9 protein-coding genes, 1 tRNA gene, 1 rRNA gene, 6 pseudogenes and 1 other annotated feature are annotated in these 21,365 nt (G+C 50.5%); of the genes and pseudogenes, 9 read left to right on the top strand and 8 right to left on the bottom strand.

Annotation, left to right across the window (positions count from 1 at the left end; all coding sequences use genetic code 11):
- Positions 1-167 precede the first annotated feature (167 nt).
- Together ABDK09_20515 and tyrA are read left to right on the top strand one after the other, a co-directional pair.
- Positions 168-1,242 (top strand): annotated as a pseudogene (locus ABDK09_20515) (3-deoxy-7-phosphoheptulonate synthase).
- A 14-nt stretch (positions 1,243-1,256) separates the two neighbouring features.
- Complete coding sequence (tyrA, locus tag ABDK09_20510; protein XAW89192.1) at positions 1,257-2,384, top strand: bifunctional chorismate mutase/prephenate dehydrogenase; 1,128 nt, start codon at positions 1,257-1,259, stop codon at positions 2,382-2,384.
- 128 nt (positions 2,385-2,512) lie between these two features.
- Here the strand turns inward: tyrA and ABDK09_20505 are convergent, their stop codons facing one another.
- Positions 2,513-2,890, bottom strand: a complete 378-nt coding sequence (locus tag ABDK09_20505) for a PilZ domain-containing protein (GenBank protein ID XAW89191.1) — start codon at positions 2,888-2,890, stop codon at positions 2,513-2,515.
- A 188-nt stretch (positions 2,891-3,078) separates the two neighbouring features.
- Positions 3,079-4,747 (bottom strand): annotated as a pseudogene (gene ettA / locus ABDK09_20500) (energy-dependent translational throttle protein EttA).
- A 408-nt stretch (positions 4,748-5,155) separates the two neighbouring features.
- Between ettA and sltY the strand changes: the two are divergent.
- Positions 5,156-7,058: pseudogene (gene sltY / locus ABDK09_20495) on the top strand (murein transglycosylase).
- Positions 7,059-7,113: 55 nt separating this feature from the next.
- Complete coding sequence (trpR, locus tag ABDK09_20490; protein ID XAW89190.1) at positions 7,114-7,407, top strand: trp operon repressor; 294 nt, start codon at positions 7,114-7,116, stop codon at positions 7,405-7,407.
- 102 nt (positions 7,408-7,509) lie between these two features.
- Here trpR and yjjX read toward each other — a convergent pair whose 3' ends face one another.
- The 6 genes and pseudogenes from yjjX to ABDK09_20460 form a co-directional block, all read right to left on the bottom strand.
- Positions 7,510-8,040 (bottom strand): inosine/xanthosine triphosphatase, encoded by a 531-nt coding sequence (yjjX, locus tag ABDK09_20485; protein ID XAW89189.1) that lies wholly within the window; start codon positions 8,038-8,040, stop codon positions 7,510-7,512.
- Positions 8,012-10,359 (bottom strand): annotated as a pseudogene (locus ABDK09_20480) (EAL domain-containing protein). Before ABDK09_20480 ends, yjjX begins: the two are co-directional and overlap by 29 nt.
- Positions 10,343-11,377 carry a spermidine/putrescine ABC transporter substrate-binding protein gene (locus tag ABDK09_20475; protein XAW89188.1) on the bottom strand — a complete coding sequence of 345 codons (1,035 nt, stop codon included), beginning with the start codon at positions 11,375-11,377 and terminating at the stop codon, positions 10,343-10,345. Before ABDK09_20475 ends, ABDK09_20480 begins: the two are co-directional and overlap by 17 nt.
- Before the next feature lie 177 nt (positions 11,378-11,554).
- Positions 11,555-12,737, bottom strand: a pseudogene (gene pheA, locus ABDK09_20470) (prephenate dehydratase).
- 13 nt (positions 12,738-12,750) lie between these two features.
- Positions 12,751-12,873, bottom strand: a sequence feature (Phe leader region).
- Positions 12,874-12,980: 107 nt separating this feature from the next.
- Positions 12,981-13,310: a ribosome-associated translation inhibitor RaiA gene (gene raiA, locus ABDK09_20465; protein ID XAW89187.1), complete on the bottom strand. Its 330-nt coding sequence runs from the start codon at positions 13,308-13,310 to the stop codon at positions 12,981-12,983.
- 450 nt (positions 13,311-13,760) lie between these two features.
- Entirely contained in the window at positions 13,761-14,489 is a 729-nt protein-coding gene (locus ABDK09_20460; GenBank protein XAW89186.1) for an outer membrane protein assembly factor BamD, read from the bottom strand.
- Positions 14,490-14,644: 155 nt separating this feature from the next.
- On the opposite strand from ABDK09_20460, the gene rluD reads away from it, so the two are divergent.
- The 5 genes and pseudogenes from rluD (at position 14,645) to ABDK09_20435 (ending at position 21,311) form a co-directional block, all read left to right on the top strand.
- Positions 14,645-15,619, top strand: coding sequence for a 23S rRNA pseudouridine(1911/1915/1917) synthase RluD (gene rluD / locus ABDK09_20455; GenBank protein ID XAW89185.1), 975 nt, complete (start codon positions 14,645-14,647; stop codon positions 15,617-15,619).
- 2 nt (positions 15,620-15,621) lie between these two features.
- Positions 15,622-16,356 carry a peptidoglycan editing factor PgeF gene (gene pgeF, locus ABDK09_20450; GenBank protein ID XAW89184.1) on the top strand — a complete coding sequence of 245 codons (735 nt, stop codon included), beginning with the start codon at positions 15,622-15,624 and terminating at the stop codon, positions 16,354-16,356.
- A 99-nt stretch (positions 16,357-16,455) separates the two neighbouring features.
- Positions 16,456-19,031 (top strand): annotated as a pseudogene (gene clpB, locus ABDK09_20445) (ATP-dependent chaperone ClpB).
- Between the two features lie 591 nt (positions 19,032-19,622).
- Positions 19,623-21,175: ribosomal RNA gene (locus tag ABDK09_20440) — 16S ribosomal RNA — on the top strand.
- A gap of 60 nt (positions 21,176-21,235) precedes the next feature.
- Positions 21,236-21,311: transfer RNA gene (locus ABDK09_20435), tRNA-Ala, on the top strand.
- Positions 21,312-21,365: the final 54 nt, after the last annotated feature.

Here is a 21,365-nt window from a genome sequence, read left to right as displayed (position 1 = left end):
ACTTTGTGGTGAAAATAGCATAATTGTCATATGTAAATTAAAATTTACACTAAATGTTTTTTTAAATTTACACTTGCATTGTTTTTAAACCCTGTTAATTTGTGTTTTATACAGTTTGAACACTCCTGGCTACCAAGGTGTGTAAATAAAAATTTACAGGTGACGCGATGAAAAAAAGTGAATTAAGCGATATCAACATTGTTGATGAACAGATACTGATTACTCCGGATGCACTGAAAGAGAAGCTGCCTTTGAGTGACAATGCCCGTCGTTTTATTCGTCAGTCGCGTCAGGAAATTGCCGACATCATCCACAAGCGCGATCACCGTCTGCTGGTGGTATGCGGTCCGTGTTCTATTCACGATATTGCAGCGGCGAAAGAGTACGCCAAGCGTCTTAAAGCGTTATCAGAAGAACTCAAAGATCAACTTTATATTGTGATGCGCGTGTACTTTGAAAAGCCGCGTACCACGGTGGGCTGGAAAGGCCTGATTAACGATCCGCACCTGGACGGTACCTTTGATATCGAGCACGGCCTGCACGTCGGTCGCCAGTTGCTGGTGGATCTGGCTGAGATGGAAATCCCGCTCGCGACTGAAGCGCTGGATCCAATCAGTCCGCAATACCTGTCGGATACCTTCAGCTGGGCTGCGATCGGCGCGCGTACCACAGAATCACAAACGCACCGTGAAATGGCCAGTGGTCTGTCGATGCCGATCGGCTTTAAAAACGGTACTGACGGCAGCCTGGCAACGGCGATCAATGCGATGCAGGCCGCGTCTTCCAGCCACCGCTTTATGGGGATCAGCCGTGACGGACAGGTATCTCTGCTGACCACGCAAGGTAACAGCAACGGTCACGTTATCCTGCGTGGCGGTAAGCAAACCAACTACGATTCGGTTTCCGTCGCGGAATGTGAAGAGGAGCTGGGTAAAGTCGGCCTGGATGCGGCTCTGATGGTGGACTGCAGCCACGCGAAACTCACGTAAAGATTACCGTCGTCAGCCACTGGTGGCAGAGGATGTGATTCACCAGATCCGTGAAGGTAACCGCTCAATTATTGGTGTAATGATTGAGAGCCATATCAACGAAGGCAACCAGTCTTCAGACCTGCCTTTCGATAAGATGGCTTACGGCGTTTCCATCACGGATGCCTGTATTAATTGGGATACAACTGAGGCATTATTACGCCACGCTCATCAGGAGCTGATTCCGTTTTTGCAAGATCGCCTTAAAGGTTAATTAAAGGATTATTCATGGCCGTAGAATTAAATGAATTGCGTGATCAGATTGATGCCGTTGACAAGCAGATGGTGGAACTGCTGGCTCGTCGCCTGGCATTGGTCGAGAAAGTTGGTGAAGTAAAAAGTCAGCATGGCTTACCGATTTATGCTCCGGACCGCGAGGCCGCGATGCTCGCGTCCCGCCGTGAAGAAGCGGAGCGTAAAGGGGTACCACCGCAACTCATCGAAGACATTCTGCGTCGTACCATGCGTGAATCCTACGCCAGTGAAAAGGATTCCGGTTTTAAGTGCCTGAATCCAGAGCTGCGCTCGGTTGTGATCATCGGTGGTCACGGTCAGCTTGGCGGTTTGTTCGCGCGGATGTTCAAACTGTCGGGCTACCAGGTCAAAGTGCTGGGCAGCAAAGATTGGGACCGTGCAGACGAAATGCTCAGTGATGCCGGCATGGTGGTGGTTACAGTACCGATCCACCTTACGCTGGGCGTGATAGAAAAACTGAACAATCTGCCGGCTGACTGTATTTTGTGCGACCTGACCTCGGTCAAGAACAAGCCGCTCAAAGCCATGCTTGCGGCGCATCAGGGGCCGGTAGTCGGCCTGCACCCGATGTTTGGTCCGGATGTTCCTAGCCTGGCTAAGCAGGTGATCGTGTACTGTGATGGACGCGGTGAAGAGCATTACCAATGGCTGCTCAAACAATTTTCCATCTGGGGCGCGAGTTTGTGTCAGATTGATGCCGCTGAGCATGACCATGGTATGACCTTGATTCAGGCATTGCGCCACTTTACTTCGTTTGCTTACGGCCTGCATTTGTCGAAAGTGAATCCGAACCTGGCGCAGCTGTTGCAGCTCAGTTCACCGATTTACCGTCTTGAACTGGCGATGGTGGGGCGTTTGTTTGGTCAGGATCCGAATCTGTACGGCGATATTATTCTGTCATCGGAAGAGAATATCACCATGATCGAGGACTTCTACCGTAACTTTGGTCAAGCGGTCAAACTGATTACTGACCGTGACAAACAGGGCTTCATCACCAACTTTGACAAAGTCAGCCAGTGGTTTGGCGAGTACTCCCAGCAATTTATGCTGGAGAGCCAGAATTTATTAAAACAAGCAAATGACTCGATTCATCGAGGCTAACTCTCCCCCGGTAATTAGCGCTGCTTCGGCAGCGCTTTTTTTTATCCTGTTTAGTGTCTTGTGTTTAGCGTAGCGATTTTCAGTTTCTGCCTGACTCGCAGTCAGCAGAACACGCACTGCCAAGCAGACTAGTCGGCGGCGCAATCACCAAGATCAGCCAGGTACTCCATCTCGCGGTGCAGCAGACTGTCGTTGCCGACATTGAGTTCGACCAGGCGTTTTAAGTGGCTGATACTCTCGATATCGATGTGATCGATAGTCAGACGCAGGATACGTTCGTCCTGGTTGACTAATTGGGCACTCAGGGTGATGTTGATATCACTGTCCGGTAGCATAAAAGAGACGTCAACCAGACGCGAAGGATCAATATCCGGTTCATCGACCGCCCACAATAAAAGCCCGTGCAGTGACAGGTCCTGGATGCAGGTGGCAAGCTGGTAATCTCCCTGAATAATGGTTGCGGGAGCCTGGTAAATGATGCGGCTGAAGTGGCGGCGTTCGATCATGGCAGTTTTCCTTTTGAACTGAGCTCTTCAAGCATAGCAAAGAGTGGCACTATCTACTGTTTAACTGTACGGCAATACTATTTTACCGTGCGCAAAACTATTTTATCGTGCACAAAACAATTTAACCTTGAGCAACACAATAAAAAAGGCCGCATAAAGCGGCCTTTGGCGTCAAATCTGACAGCAGATTATTTGGTGATACGTTTGTACTTGATACGGTGCGGTTTCTGCCGCTTCCGGACCGAGGGTTTTCTTCAGCCAATCCATGTATTCGCTGTAGTTACCTTCGTAGTAGTTCACCTGACCTTCATCACGGTAGTCTATGATATGGGTCGCAATACGGTCGAGGAACCAGCGGTCGTGCGAGATAACCATGGCACAGCCAGGGAACTCCAGCAGCGCTTCTTCCAGGGCACGCAGAGTTTCTACGTCCAGGTCGTTGGTCGGTTCATCGAGCAGCAGTACGTTACCGCCGGCTTTAAGCAGTTTTGCCAGGTGAACACGGTTACGTTCACCACCAGACAGTTCACCGATCACTTTCTGTTGATCTGAGCCTTTGAAGTTAAAGCGTGAGCAGTAAGCACGCGCCGGAATTTCAAAGTTATTGATCTTGATGATGTCCGCGCCTTCCGAGATCTCCTGGAATACCGTGTTCTTGTCATTCATTGAATCACGGAACTGATCAACAGAAGCCAGTTTCACAGTATCACCCATTTCGATGGTGCCTGAATCAGGTTGCTCGGTGCCGCTCAGCATTTTGAACAGTGTCGATTTACCGGCACCGTTAGCACCGATGATGCCGACGATCGCGCCTTTTGGCATGTTGAATGACAAGTCATCGATCAGTACGCGACCATCGAATGATTTGGTCAGGTTCTTCACTTCGATCACTTTATCGCCCAGACGTTCACCTGGCGGAATGAACAGTTCGTTCGTTTCATTACGCTTCTGGTGATCGCCGCTTTGCAGTTCTTCAAAGCGAGCCATACGAGCTTTCGATTTCGCCTGACGGCCTTTTGGATTCTGACGAACCCATTCCAGCTCTTTCTCAATCGTCTTCTGACGAGCTTTTTCCTGCGATGCTTCTTGTTGCAGACGTGCGTCTTTTTGTTCCAGCCATGAGGTGTAGTTACCCTGCCATGGAATACCTTCACCACGGTCCAGTTCCAGAATCCAGCCAGCCGCGTTGTCAAGGAAGTAACGGTCGTGGGTAATCGCGACCACAGTACCTGTGTAGTCCACCAGGAAACGTTCCAGCCAGGCTACAGATTCGGCATCCAGGTGGTTGGTTGGCTCGTCCAGCAGCAGCATGTCCGGTTTTTCCAGCAGCAGGCGACAGATCGCCACACGGCGGCGCTCACCACCTGACAGATGGGCAATTTTCTGATCCCACTCCGGCAGACGCAGTGCGTTGGCAGCACGTTCCAGTGCGTTTTCCAGATTGTGTCCATCTTTCGCCTGAATCAGTGCTTCCAGTTCGCCCTGTTCTTTCGCCAGAGCATCAAAGTCTGCATCCGGTTCTGCGTATGCGGCGTATACCGCGTCAAGGCGCTTGAGAGCACCGGCCACATCAGACACGGCTTCTTCTACTACTTCACGCACGGTTTTGGATTCATCCAGCACCGGTTCCTGAGGCAGGTAGCCGACATTCAGACCTGGTTGCGGGCGTGCTTCACCATCGATATCAGTATCGATGCCCGCCATGATACGTAGCAGAGTCGATTTACCTGCACCGTTCAGACCCAAAACACCGATCTTAGCTCCAGGGAAGAAGCTCAGTGAGATGTCTTTAAGAATTTGACGTTTAGGTGGCACAATTTTGCTCACCCGTGACATGGTATAGACGTATTCAGCCATTGCCGATCATTCCTAAACTTTCAAACAGAATAAAGCTGATATTCTATACTAAAGCAGCGCCGTTTGTTACTAGCGACGCCTGATCTTTAACGCTGATTTTTCACGACTGTGGCCTGCGTGGCACATCGTCAGGCAGAGGTGGCGGATGACCCGTGCAGCAATCTGATGCTGCCATGTAATTGATAACTGATGAAGCACCCAAATAGCAGGTTAAGGATACGTAGCCTGCCACACAGTTTGACCCGCTGAAGTGGCGCTGTCGTATTATTTACATCAACTTTACATCTGGCATCTTTACAATTAACGCTACGATCAGCGTAATGTTCATATAGAAATGACTCGTTTTTTAAAGGAATAAGAGCCATGACGCTTTGGTGTTTTTCTCGGCCGTATCGTCTTGTGTCATCAATGCTGGTATGCAGTACATTGGTGAGCGGCGCAGCGTTTCTCAAGCTCGGCAGAAACAGACGCGCAGCGCGCGTTATATGATCAGGCCCAGCAGTGGCTGGATGACGGTAATGTGGACGCGTTTAAGCAAGTGCGTTCTAAGCTGGATGATTATCCGCTGACGCCTTATCTCGATTACCGTAGCTTTCTGATTGATATGGGTAGCAAGCCGCCGATTGCGGTACGTGCTTTTATCGATTCCCATCAGGAATTTCCATTCTCCGCCCGCATCAGTGCGCCCTATATCAGCGCTTTGGCGCGCGATAAGAAATGGGGGGCGCTGTTGCAGTTTTCTCCCAATGAACCCAACGGTGAAACCTATCGCTGTCACTATTACAACGCGAAGTTGCAAACCGGTAAGCGCGATGAAGCTTACCGTGGGGCTGAATCATTGTGGCTCAGCGGAGCCAGCGTTTCTGATGCCTGCGATCCTCTGTTTGACAGCTGGGATAAACAGGGCGGTCTGAGTGATGACCTTATCCTGCAGCGCATGGTGCTGGCATTTGAGGGGCGTAACCGCTCCTTGCTGCGTTATCTGGCCAAGAAAGTAAAGGGCAAAAATGCTCAGCAAAGTGCCCAGTCGATGCTGGCGCTGTTTGATAAGCCGGATACGGTAGAGAGCTTTGCCCGTCAGCACAGCAGTGGTGAACTGGCACAGCGTCAGGCGGTGCTGGCGCTGGAGAAGCTGGCCCGGATTGATGAGCTGAAAGCTCAACCACTGTTGGCACCGGTTGCTAAGGCGCAGAACTGGTCCGAGCAACAAACCTCACGGGTTGGTCAGTACATCGCCCGGCGCATGATGGAGGTTGAGTCAGTGGCGCTGCGCCAGTGGCGTGACAACATGATTGTCGGCAGCCACAACAGCGATCTGATTGAAGCGCGTATCCGGCTGGCTCTGGTTAATCTCGACTGGCAAGGCGTCGAAAACTGGATAAAGCAATTCCCGGAGGACGAACAGCAAGAGACCCGCTGGCAGTATTGGCTGGGGCGCAGTGAAATCGCGCTCGGTAAGCAGGAGCAGGGCAACCAGCGGCTGCGCGCTATTTTAGGCCAGCGTAACTTCTACAGTGTGGCGGCGGCAAAAGCGCTGCAACAGTCGATCAAATACCCGATCTCGACGGTGGATCTGGATGCGGCGCAGGTTAAGCCTTATCACACCAGTCTGGTGCGAATTCAGGAATTGATTGAACGGGATAAAATCGCGGCCGCGAAAAGTGAGTGGTACTGGCTGCTGAGCCGGGTCAAACAGCCGCAAAAAGAGATGCTGGCGGCCTATGCTGCCAGCCAGCATTGGCATCACCTCACGGTGACGGCGTCGATATCGGCGCGGATGTGGGATAATATGCAACTGCGCTTTCCTCTGGCTCATCAATGGTGGTTTGATTTCTATGCCGATAAGCATGGCCTGGATCCGATTATGCTGATGTCTCTGGCACGTCAGGAGAGTGCGATGGATTCGGAAGCTCGCTCGCCAGTGGGTGCGCGCGGTATCATGCAAATTATGCCGGCTACGGCCAGTTACACTGCGAAAAAGTATCAAATTAGCTATAACGGTGCGGACGACCTGTTTGAGGTCGGCAAAAACATCGAGATAGGCAGCCATTATCTTAACGGGCTGCTGGAGAAATACGACAATAACCGTATTTTCGCTTTTGCGGCTTATAACGCAGGTCCGCATCGGGTCGACCGCTGGCGCAAAGAGAGTGGTGGTAAACTGGATGCGTTCGCCTTTATCGAAGCCATTCCGTTTCGTGAGACGCGCGGCTATGTGCAGAACATTCTGATGTTTGAAACCTATTACCGTGATCTTAAAGGGGTTGATGGCGCGTTTCTCAATTCACAGGAGATCGCGACAAAATATTGATTCCGTTTGAGTGTTCACTACAATAGAGCTCATGTATCACTCAACGAGTACAATCATGTCACAACAACCTGAGTACGACGACTGGTCACAATTGATGCCAGTGGTGAAAGAGGCCGCTGCTAGCGATCAGCATACAATGCTGCTGACGATGTTAATGACCCCGGATGAACGTGAGTCGCTGGTCGCACGGGTCAATATTCTGTGTGAGCTGCTCAAAGGTGAACTGTCTCAGCGTCAGGTCAGCCAGATGCTCGGAGTGGGAATTGCAACCATTACCCGTGGTTCTAACGAACTAAAATCCCGCACCGATGCAGAGCGGGATACCTTGGCTAAGCTGATACTGAAATAACCACAGCCCGGATAAATCAAACGCCAGCCCCAGGCTGGCGTTTTTGTCTCTGTTACACGACCGGCATACGATTAATCGGATTAATCGCGGGCATTGCCTGGCTTATATCGTTGCGGCAGGAAAATGCTCCGGATTAATAAACGGGATCAAAGCCAGAATCAGTGCCTGATGATAGACCGAACTGCGGGTCAGCTGGTGCTGGGTCAGCAAGCCAATCGCACCGCCTTGCTGTTTAATATTTTGTGTGCCGAAGACTTCATCCATCACGTCGCCCAGTTCATTGGCGTCAGCCAGTTTTGCTAATACCTGCGGCGGAAGCATCAAACTGGCTGAACGTGACTCACCGCGCCGCGATCCGGATTCGATAATCATCCAGGCAAACGTAACACCGCCCTCAATTCCCGCCTCCAGGCCGACATAATAATCGCCGTCACTGACTGCCTGCCGGGCATTACGGACCCGGTTGAGCGCGCCGAGTTTGGTTTCGGCGTCACTCATCGGTTGATCGGCGACCTCGCTGGCGACGCTGACACCGCTAAAACTGAATGCCTGTGCGGGAAACACGCTGCTGAATGCGCTTTCTACGGCACTGATTTTGGCCGGATTAAGTGAAGCAATGATCACTTTGTGCATAAAACTGATTACTCTCGCTGTATTGTTGCCAGTTACGTATCTCTGTCAGCGTCATCGGCTTACCAAAAAAGTAGCCCTGCATAAAATCGCACTGATATTCGGCCAGCCAGTGATGCATTTCCACACTTTCTATCCCTTCGGCGGTCACTTCAATTCCTTGTGAGTGACACAGCTCTATCAGTGGTTTAATCACTTGCTGCTTATTGGTACTGAGCAGAGTATCCAGGAACTGGCGATCAAATTTTATTTTCTGTACCGGATATTGTACCAGTTGGGCTATCGAGGTGTAACCCGACCCAAAATCATCAATGGTGAGGCCAAACCCCTGTTTGGAAAGTTCATCCAGCAGCGGGTAGCTTTGCGAATTAGCGGCAAAGGTTTCGGTAATTTCAAACTCAATCCGGTACGGCTCCAGATCGTAATAACGGGCATGTTGTTCGATAAACTGAGCCAGATTTTTTGAGTCCAGCTCGGCTGAGGAGAGGTTGATCGACAGCTGTACCGGCTGGGAAAATTCCCGGCTCAAGGTGTTAAAGTCGGCGAAAGCGGACTGAATAACCCAGCGATCAATGATCCCAAACAGACCGGTCTGCTCGGCGATCGGGATAAATTCGTCCGCAGCCACTTCGCCCAGTTGCGGAGAGAACCAGCGTAACAGGACTTCAAATCCGGCGACTTTATGTCCGGAACAGGTGAAGTAAGGTTGATAGACCAGGCTGAATTCCTGATCAAAATTTTGCTCTCGCAAAGCACGTTCAATGTCATTGCGCCGTTTGACGATATCATCCAGTTGCTGTGAGTAGTGGGCAATCTGATTTTTACCGGCGTTTTTGGCCTGATACATCGCGGTATCTGAGTTAAGCAGCAGTTTTTCCACCCGAAACGCCATCTTGCGGATAGGTGGCAATCCCGATACTGGCGGTAATCGGAAAGTGGCTCAGAGGGGAATAGTCACGGTTCTGAATCGGATCCAGCAGACGCTGGGCAAAATCATCAGCGTAATGTGCGCCGTCAGCCGGTGCGCTTAATAAAATAGCGAACTCATCACCAGACAGACGGGCAGCCAGGCTGGAGACCTGATAGAGCTCGAATTCCTCGCACACCAGCCTGACGTGAGAGGCAAAGTTAACCAGCAGAGAATCACCGACCTGATGGCCGTATTTGTCGTTGACGTATTTAAAGTTATCCAGGTCGATATACAGCACCCACAGGTGATGGTTACCCGGGATATCCAGCAGGGTTTTCTCCGCTTTGTGATGAAACTGACGTCGGTTGGCCAGCTTGGTCAGATGATCGTATTCGGCCAGAGTTTTGGTTTGCTGATAAGAGCTGTCGAGCTCGGCATACATGGCATAAAAACGGGCTGACAGGCGGCCAATCTCATCATCCGAGTCGCGCAGTTCAATATTCTTACGCTGTTTATTCTCTACCTCCTGCAACTGTTCATCCAGACGCAGGATCGGATTGATCATATGCTTATACAGCAGCATCAGCAGCAGGATTACCGTGATCAACGCCGATAAACCAAACGACATCATCAGCTCTTTCTGGATACTGTTGAGATGCTGGCGCAGCAGCAGCGGGGCCGGATCGAGAATGGCGTACATGTCCGGTTGCAGTTCGACGCTCTGGGTCAGTTGTTGCGGCTTCTGCGGTGGCTGGGGCTGGAAAAACAGCGGGCTTTGGTTATCAAATTCTATTTGTCTGCGCAGCGCGTTGAATTTATCAAGCGTGACGTACACCACCACGAAAAATATTTCATCCCGGTTGTAACTCAGCGGGGTCTGCAGGGTTTGGGTATCCAGCACGTCATAACGGACCAGAACGCCTTCACCGCCAGAGTTTTCGGTGTAGCTGACGTTGGAAGTGTTATGAGTCTGCTTAAATTGCTGCTCGACAAAGTGTTTGACTTTGGGGTCAAAGCGCGCGAAAGGATCGTTACTGTTCTCGGCATAATAGAGCTCATTGTGCTGTTCATCCAAAATAGACAGCGCGACAAAATCGACATCACTGGGCTGAAGAATATCGATAGTCTCATTGAGGTTATCCACCAGTTTCCAGCTCACGATAGGGATTGTTTTCATGCTCAAAGTAGTGCCGGAGAATATCGCTTTTGGCCAATGTGAACGAGTAGCTGTTAAGCAGGGCACGCGTTTGCCCGAAATGGCTGGCCAGCTTTTCCATGTTGAGCTGCAGATAACTGTCGGTGCGCTTAAGCAGGGCATCTTTCTGGCTGCTGTAGATGATATAGCTTGATGCGGCCGCACTGAGCAGGATAACTGGTGCGATTAGCAGCAGGATTCTATGGTTTAGCTTCATGAAGGTCGATCACGTTATTGATGATTTTGGCTCTGACGCTGAGATTTCGTGGTGAGAGCTCATGGTCGATAATACCTTGATCCAGTTGCTCATCGGACAGGTGGAGGCTGCTATCGTGAATATATGTCGCCGGCATGCGCTGAAACGCGGCACGGTTCGGAGTGGCACTTTGCATATCCAGCGCATTCATTGCTGCGATGTCAGGACGCATCAGAAACTCAAGAAACGCACGTGCCTCGGCTTTTTGTTGTGAATTGCTGTTGATAGCCAGGCAGTCAATCCAGATATAAGGCTTGCCTTGCGGCAGAGTAAAGGCCCAGTCGTCATTATCGAAAAAACGATTCAGTGCGTAATGGTCGCCGCTGTAGGCCAATGCCATGTATAAGTCGTCGTTTTGAGTGTGACTGCGCACGTAGCTCAATGCGTATTCATAGGTCAACACATTCGGGGTAGCGGCTTCCATGACCTGATAGGCTTTTTTCAGCTCTGGCAAGGAATCGGTGATCGGTGAGTAATCGAGGCTGTATAGAGTAGGTAAAAGAGTCTCGACACTGTCGTAAATCAGTCCGATATGCCCCTTTAACTCATCACTGATATCGACCAGTTGAGACCAGTGTGTTGGTGGCGCCGCAAGTTTACTTTTACGATAAGCGATACCGACATAGCCCCAGAAGTACGGTATCGCATGAGTACCACAGGCCTGATTCCAGCGCGGAAAGTTATTGTCTCGCCCCGACAGTTCAGAGAGGTCTTCAAACTCATTCTGGCGCGAAAAGATATGGGCGGAGACATTGTCGAGAATAACGACATCAAATGGCAGTTGGACGCTGTTCAGCATCAGCAGACTGCGTTCGTCATCGTTGTCAAAATGATAAAGGTGCAGAGGTGTATCGTGGGTTTGGTTCCAGGCGTCGATAACCCGTGGCGACAGGGTGTCTTCCCACAGATAGATATTGAGCTCGTGTCCCATTGCTGGCATGGAGAGCCCGAGTAAAGCAAAGAGGAGCGTTCTGGTCATCCGTATCTGAGCGAGTCCGGCAGTCACCGGGCATCTATCCTTGTGTTAGTCCTTACTCACATGCCCGGTAATATAAAACCACCGGTAGTGCATCCATTATCACTAATCAAAATAGCGTGCCTATTATAGGGATAGAATATGCAACTACCAGCGTTTACAGTGAAATATATGATTCAGCTATCGTTCAGCTAGCTTTACCTGGGTCGGTTTGACATTTTCCGTTGGATAACAACCTAATACCTTGAGGTGTTTGGTTAAGCGGGTCAGTTCAAGCAGCGCTTTTTGCATACTCTCGGAATCGAGATGGGCTTCGAGATCGACATAGAACATCTCTTCCCACGGATTGCCCATAATCGGACGTGATTCCAGCTTGGTCATATTGATACCGTAACGCTGCAGTACCAGCAGGGTAGAAACCAGCGATCCTGCTTCCTGTGAGGTTGACATAATCAGCGTGGTTTTGGCCGGGATCTGAGCCGACACTTCAACCGGTTTGCGTGCCACGATAATAAAACGGGTGTGGTTTTCGGTCTGGTTGGCAATATTGCCCTGAATAGGTTGCAGGCCATACAGTTTGCCACTCGACGCATTGCCGATAGCGGCGACATCATTGCGGCCCAGTTTCCTGAACTTTTTTCATTGCATCGGCGGTGCTGGCACAGGTTTCCAGTTTTACCCCGTTAAGGCGGCTGATAAATTCGCTGCATTGCTGGTGCGGCTGCGGATGAGAGTAGAGGACCTTGATATCTTCCAGGCGGATATCCTGGGTTGCCACCAGGCAGTGTTCAATCGGCTGGGTAATTTCACCCACAATATATAACGTGGTGTGCTGCAGCAGATCGTACACTTCATTGATCGAGCCAGAACTGGTGTTTTCAATCGGCAGTACGCCGTAGTCAGCGTGGCCGGATTCAACCGTGGTCGTGATCTCTTTGAACTGTTCACAATTCAATTCAATCAGTTCGGTATTTTTGCGGCTGAAATATTCCCGAGTCGCAAGGTGGGAATAGGAGCCTTTTGAACCCAGAAAAGCAACTCGGGCCAAAGGCTTACGGCTTTGCGGGTTGGCCAGGTTTTGCAGGTAAGTTTGCTGCAGCAGCACAGAGTCTTCGATGATGGTATGGAAAATTTTGGTAATGTAGGGGGCATCGAGCTGATATTTGTCTTTGCCTGCGTGGATCAGTTTGACAAGCAGTTGCTGCTCTCGTGCGGCATCACGTACCGGCTTGGATGTTTCAACTTTACTTTTCGCCACTTCGATACTGAGGCTGCGGCGCTCAGAAAGCAGGCTGAGAAGTTGATCATCGAGTTCATTGAGGCGCAGTCGAATCTCTTCGAGTGAATACTGTCTGTCTGTCATACTTATTGTCCTTATAAAAAAAGCCCCCCGTATGGGAGGCTTTCTGTTCGTTTTTGACTTATCTTTCGCGAACGAGCGTGCCTCCAACTAGTTTTGGAGAAAAAAGAAGTCAAAAAAGAACAGTGAGTGCAGAGTCATGTTTGTCCGTATAAAGGGGTGAAAGAGAACACACAATAAGCAAGCGGGCTGGGAGCGTCAAGCAAAAAAATAGCGCCCGCAGGCGCTATCTCGAAAACCGTTTCCTTATTCTTCCACTTCTTCTTCCAGCTCTGGTTTGTCAGTACGACGAGCTTCCGGCTTATGACGCAGTTTATTCAGTTGACGTTCGAGTTTCTGCTCTACCTCGTTAATGGCTGCGTAAAGATCTTCATGGACTGCTGAGGCGTTGATTTGTCCTTTTGGAATGCTGATGGTTGCCTCAAATTTTTTCTGTTTGTTAGGTTCTTCGCTAAAGCTGGCCTGGCAGCCGATGATGTCTACTTGCCATTTTTCCAGCTTTTTGAATTTACTCTCAATGTGCGCACGGATTGCAGAGGTGATTTCAATGTTTTTACCAGTGATATTCATTTGCATAGTGATTTTTCCTCTGTTGCATCCCTTATGGGTTGAGTTCAGATTGCCGTTTTCAAACTAAAAAAAATGTGATCAATGTCACTTTTGTATCTGGTATTCCTGCGAGTGAAAACAAACGTGATCTTAAGCAAAGAGTGCAATCGTGAGTGAAGAAAAAAGCTTGAGATTCACAATGAACGGGCTACAGTGGGGAGTGTTGTTACTAAAAAATCCCCGCTTTTTAGTGGCTTGCTTCGACCTGAAAAAATTCTGCGCTTAATTTGTATACAGCGCCTCTGGTGAGGTGGCTCACCTTGCTGCTTTCTCTCTTTATTCCGATGCCGTCACAGCGGGTAAATCCTGACTTTGTGTGTCTCTGTTGCCTGGCCATCTTAGCCGAATCAAAAAAGCCACTTCCGAAGAAGTGGCTTTCAGTCATCACAAAGCGATGAGTTTAACGCTATCGCCTGCTTACTGCTCCGGGTTGAGTTGCATCAACTTGCGGGTACGCTCAACTGAGTCTTTCAGACCCAGTTGCTGATAGGCTTCCAGTTGGATCTCCAGTGATTTACGCGCAGCTTCGGTATCCGGATAGGTTTTTTGCAGCTCCTGGGTGCGGTTAATTGCAGCAATCCAGGCTTCACGGCGCAGATAAAAATCGGCGGTTGCCAGGTCGTAATCGGCCAGGCGGTTTTTCAGCGCAAACATGCGGCGCTGCGCATCTTCTGCGTAAGGGCTGGCCGGGTAGCGTTGCAGCAGCTTTTTGAAGTCGGCAAATGCGGCTTTCACCGGCTCAGGATCACGGTCACTGCGATCAACATTGAACAGGTCATGCATAAAGTTACGATCCTGCGCCATATGGGTCAGGCCGCGCATGTAGAGTACCCAGTCCATCTTTTCATGGGTCGGGTTTAAGCGGATGAAGCGCTCAATGGTCGCCAGACCCAACGCCAGATCATCATTTTTATAATAGGCGTAAATCAGATCCAGTTGCACTTGTTCGGAATACGCCCCGAACGGGTAGCGTGAATCCAGTGCTTCAAGCTTTTCAATCGCTGTCATCCAGTTGCCACCCTGCAGCGAGGTCTGCGCTTCGGTGTACAGCTGAGCGGGTGGTACATCCGGCACAATCTCTTTCGTGCTTGAACAGCCAGCCAGAATAGATAACGCGAGTAAGCCTGATAAAGTTTGGTATTTCATGTCAGGAGTGAGTTCCTTGCAATTAAAGCTGATACACTTGGAGCATCGGCGCTCCGCAAAACGGTTCGTTACTTTCTTGGCAGTAACAGATACAATGGCGCCATATTTTTCCATACTAGTGACTATTAGTCTCACGGTTTTTAAAAAAGTTCGATATGGCTCAGCAGATTGAATTAACTCAAACAGTAAAAGATAGCCAGCTCGGTCAGCGTTTAGACCAGGCTGTGGCTGAATTATTCACCGATTTTTCCCGTTCGCGCCTCAAAGAGTGGTTGCTGGAAGGGAAAGTTACCGTTGACGGCAGTGTGGTGACAAAACCACGCACTAAAGTCATGGGTGGTGAAGAGATCACAGTTCAGGCAGAACTGGAAGATGAACAGCGCTGGGAAGCACAGGATATTCCGCTCGATATCGTCTACGAAGATGACGACATTATCGTTATCAACAAACCGCGTGATTTTGTAGTCCACCCGGGGGCGGGAACGCCGGACGGTACCGTGCTGAACGCTTTGCTGTTCCATTACCCGGCTATCGCTGAAGTGCCGCGTGCCGGTATTGTGCATCGTCTGGATAAAGACACGACCGGTCTGATGGTGGTCGCGAAAACCGTTCCGGCTCAGACCCGTCTGGTACGTGAACTGCAAAAGCGTAACATTACCCGTGAATACGAGGCGATTGCGATCGGTAAAATGACCGCTGGTGGCATGATTGATAAACCGATTGGCCGTCACTCAACCAAGCGTACTCTGATGGCAGTCAGCCCGCTGGGTAAACCCGCGGTAACCCATTACCGTGTTGCGGAGCATTTCCGTGAACACACCCGTATCCGTCTGCGTCTGGAAACTGGCCGTACTCACCAGATTCGTGTCCACATGTCTTATCTGCAGCATCCGCTGCTGGGTGACAGTGCATACGGTGGCCGCGCGCGTATTCCTAAAGGTGCGACCGAAGAGCTGACGGCAATGATTCGTGGTTTTGACCGCCAGGCGCTGCATGCTGTCATGCTGCGTTTCGAACACCCGATTACGGGTGAAGAGCTGGAATTCCATGCTCCGGTACCGGACGATATGGTCGCGATGAGCGAAGCGCTGCGTGAAGATGCCAAACTGAATCATTCGGAAGAGTATTGAGCATGAGCTGGATTACCCCCAACTGGCCAGCGCCAAAAACAGTGCGTGCACTGTCTTCAACCCGGACCGGCGGAGTCTCACCTCAGCCATATGCCGGGCTGAATCTTGGCATGCATGTTGGGGATGATCCTCTGTTCGTTCAACGTAACCGTGACTGGCTGCAACAGCAGTCAGGTATGCCGGTTGCGCCGGTGTGGCTGAATCAGACTCATTCCACCCGGGTAGTACAGGTCGGTGAGCCAACAAAGCAGATACTGGACGCCGACGGCGTCTGGACTGACAGCGCCAATGTGGTGTGCAGTGCCATGACCGCCGATTGTCTGCCAGTGCTGATCACCAACACTCAGGGCTCTCAGGTAGCGGCAGTGCATGCCGGCTGGCGCGGATTAGCCGGTGGCATTATCGAAAATGCCCTGGCCAATTTTGCCGGTCAGGATGTCCTGTTGTGGCTGGGGCCGGCCATCGGCCCGCAGGCATTTGAAGTCGGCGATGATGTCGTGGCGGCATTTTGCGCCGCACACTCTGAGGCTGAGCAGGCTTTCAGACCTGGTCGTCAAACCGGTAAGTGGTGGGCTGACATGAATCAGCTGGTGCGACTGCGTCTGAACCGTCTCGGTATTGATGCCATATTCGACAACGGACTGTGCACCTATCAGGATGCAGAACGTTTCTATTCCTATCGCCGTGATGGTGTGACCGGCCGTCAGGCCACTTTCATCTGGATTGGTGAAAATTAAACCAGATAAAGTTAGTGGTCTTGCCTTGAAAATTCCCCTTTGCGTAACCATCTTTCTAATCGTTAATAGTTTATCTCAGACGAGGTTAGGAAGGTTGTTATGCGTCTTGATAGGTTTACCAGCAAATTCCAAATAGCGATTTCTGACGCTCAGTCACTGGCACTTGGGCGGGATCATCAGTACATCGAACCTGTACACCTTATGGTGGCACTCCTGGATCAAAATGGCAGTCCGATTCGTCCGTTGCTGACGATGTTGGATGTCGATGCCATGCAACTGCGCTCTAAATTAGGTGAAATGCTTGATCGTTTGCCGAAAGTCAGCGGTATCGGCGGGGATGTTCAGCTCTCAAGTGGCCTGGGCAACCTGTTTAACCTGTGCGATAAAGTGGCGCAAAAGCGTCAGGATGCCTACATCTCCTCTGAAATTTACCTGTTGGCAGCGTTGCAGGATCATGGTCCGCTCGGCAAATTACTTAAAGAGTTTGGTCTGACCGAGAAAAAGGTTACCGACGCGATAGAGAAAATTCGTGGCGGTCAGAAGGTCAATGATCAGAATGCAGAAGAACTGCGTCAGGCGCTGGAAAAATACACCATCGATCTGACCGAGCGTGCCGAGCAAGGCAAGCTTGATCCTGTGATTGGCCGTGATGACGAAATCCGCCGTACCATTCAGGTCCTGCAGCGCCGGACCAAAAACAACCCGGTACTGATCGGTGAACCCGGGGTTGGTAAAACTGCTATTGTCGAAGGCCTGGCCCAGCGCATCATCAATAATGAGGTGCCGGAAGGGCTGCGCGGTCGTCGTGTGCTCTCGCTCGATATGGGCGCGCTGGTGGCAGGTGCCAAATATAGAGGTGAATTTGAAGAAACGCCTTAAATCGGTCCTGAATGAGTTAGCCAAAGAAGAGGGCAACGTCATTCTGTTTATTGATGAGCTGCATACCATGGTCGGCGCCGGTAAGGGTGAAGGCTCGATGGATGCCGGTAATATGCTAAAGCCCGCATTGGCGCGCGGTGAACTGCACTGTGTCGGTGCCACTACACTGGATGAATACCGTCAGTACATCGAGAAAGATCCGGCCCTTGAACGTCGTTTCCAGAAAGTACTGGTTGATGAGCCGAGTGTGGAAGATACCGTGGCGATTCTGCGTGGTCTGAAAGAGCGTTACGAGCTGCATCATCATGTGGAAATTACCGACCCGGCGATCGTGGCGGCGGCAAGTTTATCCCACCGTTATGTCTCGGACCGTCAGTTACCGGATAAAGCGATTGACCTGATCGATGAAGCCGCATCCAGCATCCGGATGCAAATTGACTCCAAGCCAGAAGCTCTGGATAAGCTGGAGCGTAAAATTATCCAGCTGAAAATTGAGCAGCAGGCACTGAGCAACGAGCACGATGATGCCAGTGAAAAACGTCTCAATATTCTCAACGATGAGCTTGAGGAAAAAGAGCGTGAGTACGCGGAGCTGGAAGAAGTGTGGAATGCGGAAAAAGCAGCCTTGTCTGGTACCCAGCATATTAAAAGTGAACTGGAGCAGGCTCGTCTTGATCTGGAAGTGGCGCGCCGCGCCGGTGATTTGAGCCGTATGTCCGAGTTACAATATGGCCGTATCCCTGAACTGGAGAAACAGCTTGATCTGGCAGCCCAGGCTGAAATGCAGGAGATGACTCTGCTGCGCAACAAAGTGACCGATGCCGAAATCGCGGAAGTCCTGTCGAAGCAGACCGGTATTCCGGTATCGAAAATGCTTGAAGCAGAAAAAGAGAAACTGCTGCGCATGGAAGAGGTACTTCATCAGCGTGTCATTGGTCAGGCTGAAGCGGTCGAAGTGGTCGCAAATGCGATTCGACGCAGCCGTGCCGGACTATCGGATCCAAACCGGCCAATCGGCTCGTTTCTGTTCCTTGGTCCGACCGGGGTGGGTAAGACTGAGCTGTGTAAAACTCTGGCCAACTTCATGTTCGACAGTGAAGATGCCATGGTACGTATCGACATGTCCGAGTTTATGGAGAAACACTCAGTGGCACGCCTGGTGGGCGCGCCTCCGGGTTATGTTGGTTATGAAGAGGGCGGCTATCTGACTGAAGCAGTACGCCGTAAACCCTATTCCGTCATTTTGCTCGATGAAGTAGAAAAGGCTCATCCGGATGTGTTCAACATTCTGTTGCAGGTTTTGGATGACGGACGTCTGACTGATGGTCAGGGACGTACGGTTGATTTCCGCAATACAGTGGTGATTATGACTTCGAACCTGGGGTCGTCACGGATTCAGGAAAACTTTGCTCAGCTCGATTACCAGGGTATTAAAGAGCAGGTGATGGAAGTGGTCAGTCATCATTTCCGTCCTGAGTTCCTCAACCGGGTGGATGAGAGCGTGGTGTTCCATCCTCTGGGACGGGATCAGATTAAGTCGATTGCTTCTATTCAGCTTGAGCGTCTGCGTAAACGCTTAGTGGAACGAGACTACGAGCTTAAAGTCAGCGATGAAGCTTTGGATATGGTTGCTCAGGTCGGTTTCGACCCTGTTTATGGTGCGCGCCCGCTCAAACGCGCTATCCAGCAGAAACGTCGAAAACCCGTTGGCGAAATCAATCCTGGCCGGAGAATTCCTGCCTGGCACGCCGATCAAACTGGAAGTCAAAGATGGCCGTATAAGTGCCAGCCAGTAAAACAGTAAAAGCCATGCCCAGCATGGCTTTTGTTTTTTGTTCCTCTGTGTGACCTGAAAGCCAGGCCTGATGGCGTTGAAAAAGTAGTTTTTTAGATGTTTGGGGCAGGATTTGTTGGTTTAAGAATCAATGTGATGTTTATTTGTTCGCTTGATTGCAAAAGGTCATTTTTTTCTTAAATTACTCTTGCCAAGCGTTTATTCCTCCCTATAATGCGCTTCCGTTGTCAGGCAAAACTGCTTTAGCAGGCAGGGCAGCGAAGACGGAAAATTAAGTTTCTTAAGTTAAAGAAATTTAAAATAAAAAAATGGTTGACTCGCTAAATTAAGTCGCTAAAATGGCCGTCCGCTTTGAGAAGAAAGCTTCGAAAAGCAACGCTCTTTAACAATATAAACCTATCAATCTGTGTGGGCACTCGTTGATGATAATCGAAGATGATTCTAAAGAATCAACTTAGGTATCAATGAACTGAGTGACCAATCGATACTTCGGTATCGACACAGTCAATTCATTATCGTTCTGTTGGAACGATAATAGCTTTGAATTACTAAGGTAATTTGAAGTCAGTATTCATTGAGCCGACAAAATCTTAAATTGAAGAGTTTGATCATGGCTCAGATTGAACGCTGGCGGCAGGCCTAACACATGCAAGTCGAGCGGCAGCGACTTAACTGAACCTTCGGAGAACGTTAAGGGCGGCGAGCGGCGGACGGGTGAGTAATGCCTGGGAAATTGCCCTGATGTGGGGGATAACCATTGGAAACGATGGCTAATACCGCATGATAGCTTCGGCTCAAAGAGGGGGACCTTCGGGCCTCTCGCGTCAGGATATGCCCAGGTGGGATTAGCTAGTTGGTGAGGTAAGGGCTCACCAAGGCGACGATCCCTAGCTGGTCTGAGAGGATGATCAGCCACACTGGAACTGAGACACGGTCCAGCCTCCTACGGGAGGCAGCAGTGGGGAATATTGCACAATGGGCGCAAGCCTGATGCAGCCATGCCGCGTGTATGAAGAAGGCCTTCGGGTTGTAAAGTACTTTCAGCAGTGAGGAAGGCGGGTGTGTTAATAGCGCATTCGTTTGACGTTAGCTGCAGAAGAAGCACCGGCTAACTCCGTGCCAGCAGCCGCGGTAATACGGAGGGTGCGAGCGTTAATCGGAATTACTGGGCGTAAAGCGCATGCAGGTGGTTTGTTAAGTCAGATGTGAAAGCCCGGGGCTCAACCTCGGAATTGCATTTGAAACTGGCAGGCTAGAGTACTGTAGAGGGGGGTAGAATTTCAGGTGTAGCGGTGAAATGCGTAGAGATCTGAAGGAATACCGGTGGCGAAGGCGGCCCCCTGGACAGATACTGACACTCAGATGCGAAAGCGTGGGGAGCAAACAGGATTAGATACCCTGGTAGTCCACGCCGTCAACGATGTCTACTTGGAGGTTGTGGCCTTGAGCCGTGGCTTTCGGAGCTAACGCGTTAAGTAGACCGCCTGGGGAGTACGGTCGCAAGATTAAAACTCAAATGAATTGACGGGGGCCCGCACAAGCGGTGGAGCATGTGGTTTAATTCGATGCAACGCGAAGAACCTTACCTACTCTTGACATCCTCAGAATTTAGCAGAGATGCTTTAGTGCCTTCGGGAACTGAGAGACAGGTGCTGCATGGCTGTCGTCAGCTCGTGTTGTGAAATGTTGGGTTAAGTCCCGCAACGAGCGCAACCCTTATCCTTGTTTGCCAGTGAGTAATGTCGGGAACTCCAGGGAGACTGCCGGTGATAAACCGGAGGAAGGTGGGGACGACGTCAAGTCATCATGGCCCTTACGAGTAGGGCTACACACGTGCTACAATGGCGCATACAGAGGGCGGCCAACTTGCGAAAGTGAGCGAATCCCAAAAAGTGCGTCGTAGTCCGGATTGGAGTCTGCAACTCGACTCCATGAAGTCGGAATCGCTAGTAATCGTGGATCAGAATGCCACGGTGAATACGTTCCCGGGCCTTGTACACACCGCCCGTCACACCATGGGAGTGGGCTGCAAAAGAAGCAGGTAGTTTAACCTTCGGGAGGACGCTTGCCACTTTGTGGTTCATGACTGGGGTGAAGTCGTAACAAGGTAGCGCTAGGGGAACCTGGCGCTGGATCACCTCCTTATACGAATGATTATTGCGATGAGTGTTCACACAGATTGATGGTTTATTTAAAGAGATTCGTGGGGCTATAGCTCAGCTGGGAGAGCGCCTGCATGGCATGCAGGAGGTCAGCGGTTCGATCCCGCTTAGCTCCACCAATTTTAAGCACATTTCTTCATACGAAGAGATAAGTGTTCTTAAAATTGGTTCAT

The organism is Vibrio sp. CDRSL-10 TSBA, from assembly GCA_039696685.1.
Classification (GTDB): Bacteria; Pseudomonadota; Gammaproteobacteria; order Enterobacterales; family Vibrionaceae; genus Vibrio.
This window is presented reverse-complemented; position numbering and strand designations above follow the sequence as displayed.

What these genes read in the sequence shown, in the direction of transcription:
- tyrA (XAW89192.1), top strand. Translation starts at nt 1,257, where the DNA reads ATGGCCGTAGAATTAAATGAATTGCGTGATCAGATTGATGCCGTTGAC.
- ABDK09_20505 (XAW89191.1), bottom strand. Translation starts at nt 2,890, where the DNA reads ATGATCGAACGCCGCCACTTCAGCCGCATCATTTACCAGGCTCCCGCA.
- trpR (XAW89190.1), top strand. Translation starts at nt 7,114, where the DNA reads ATGTCACAACAACCTGAGTACGACGACTGGTCACAATTGATGCCAGTG.
- yjjX (XAW89189.1), bottom strand. Translation starts at nt 8,040, where the DNA reads ATGCACAAAGTGATCATTGCTTCACTTAATCCGGCCAAAATCAGTGCC.
- ABDK09_20475 (XAW89188.1), bottom strand. Translation starts at nt 11,377, where the DNA reads ATGACCAGAACGCTCCTCTTTGCTTTACTCGGGCTCTCCATGCCAGCA.
- raiA (XAW89187.1), bottom strand. Translation starts at nt 13,310, where the DNA reads ATGCAAATGAATATCACTGGTAAAAACATTGAAATCACCTCTGCAATC.
- ABDK09_20460 (XAW89186.1), bottom strand. Translation starts at nt 14,489, where the DNA reads ATGAAATACCAAACTTTATCAGGCTTACTCGCGTTATCTATTCTGGCT.
- rluD (XAW89185.1), top strand. Translation starts at nt 14,645, where the DNA reads ATGGCTCAGCAGATTGAATTAACTCAAACAGTAAAAGATAGCCAGCTC.
- pgeF (XAW89184.1), top strand. Translation starts at nt 15,622, where the DNA reads ATGAGCTGGATTACCCCCAACTGGCCAGCGCCAAAAACAGTGCGTGCA.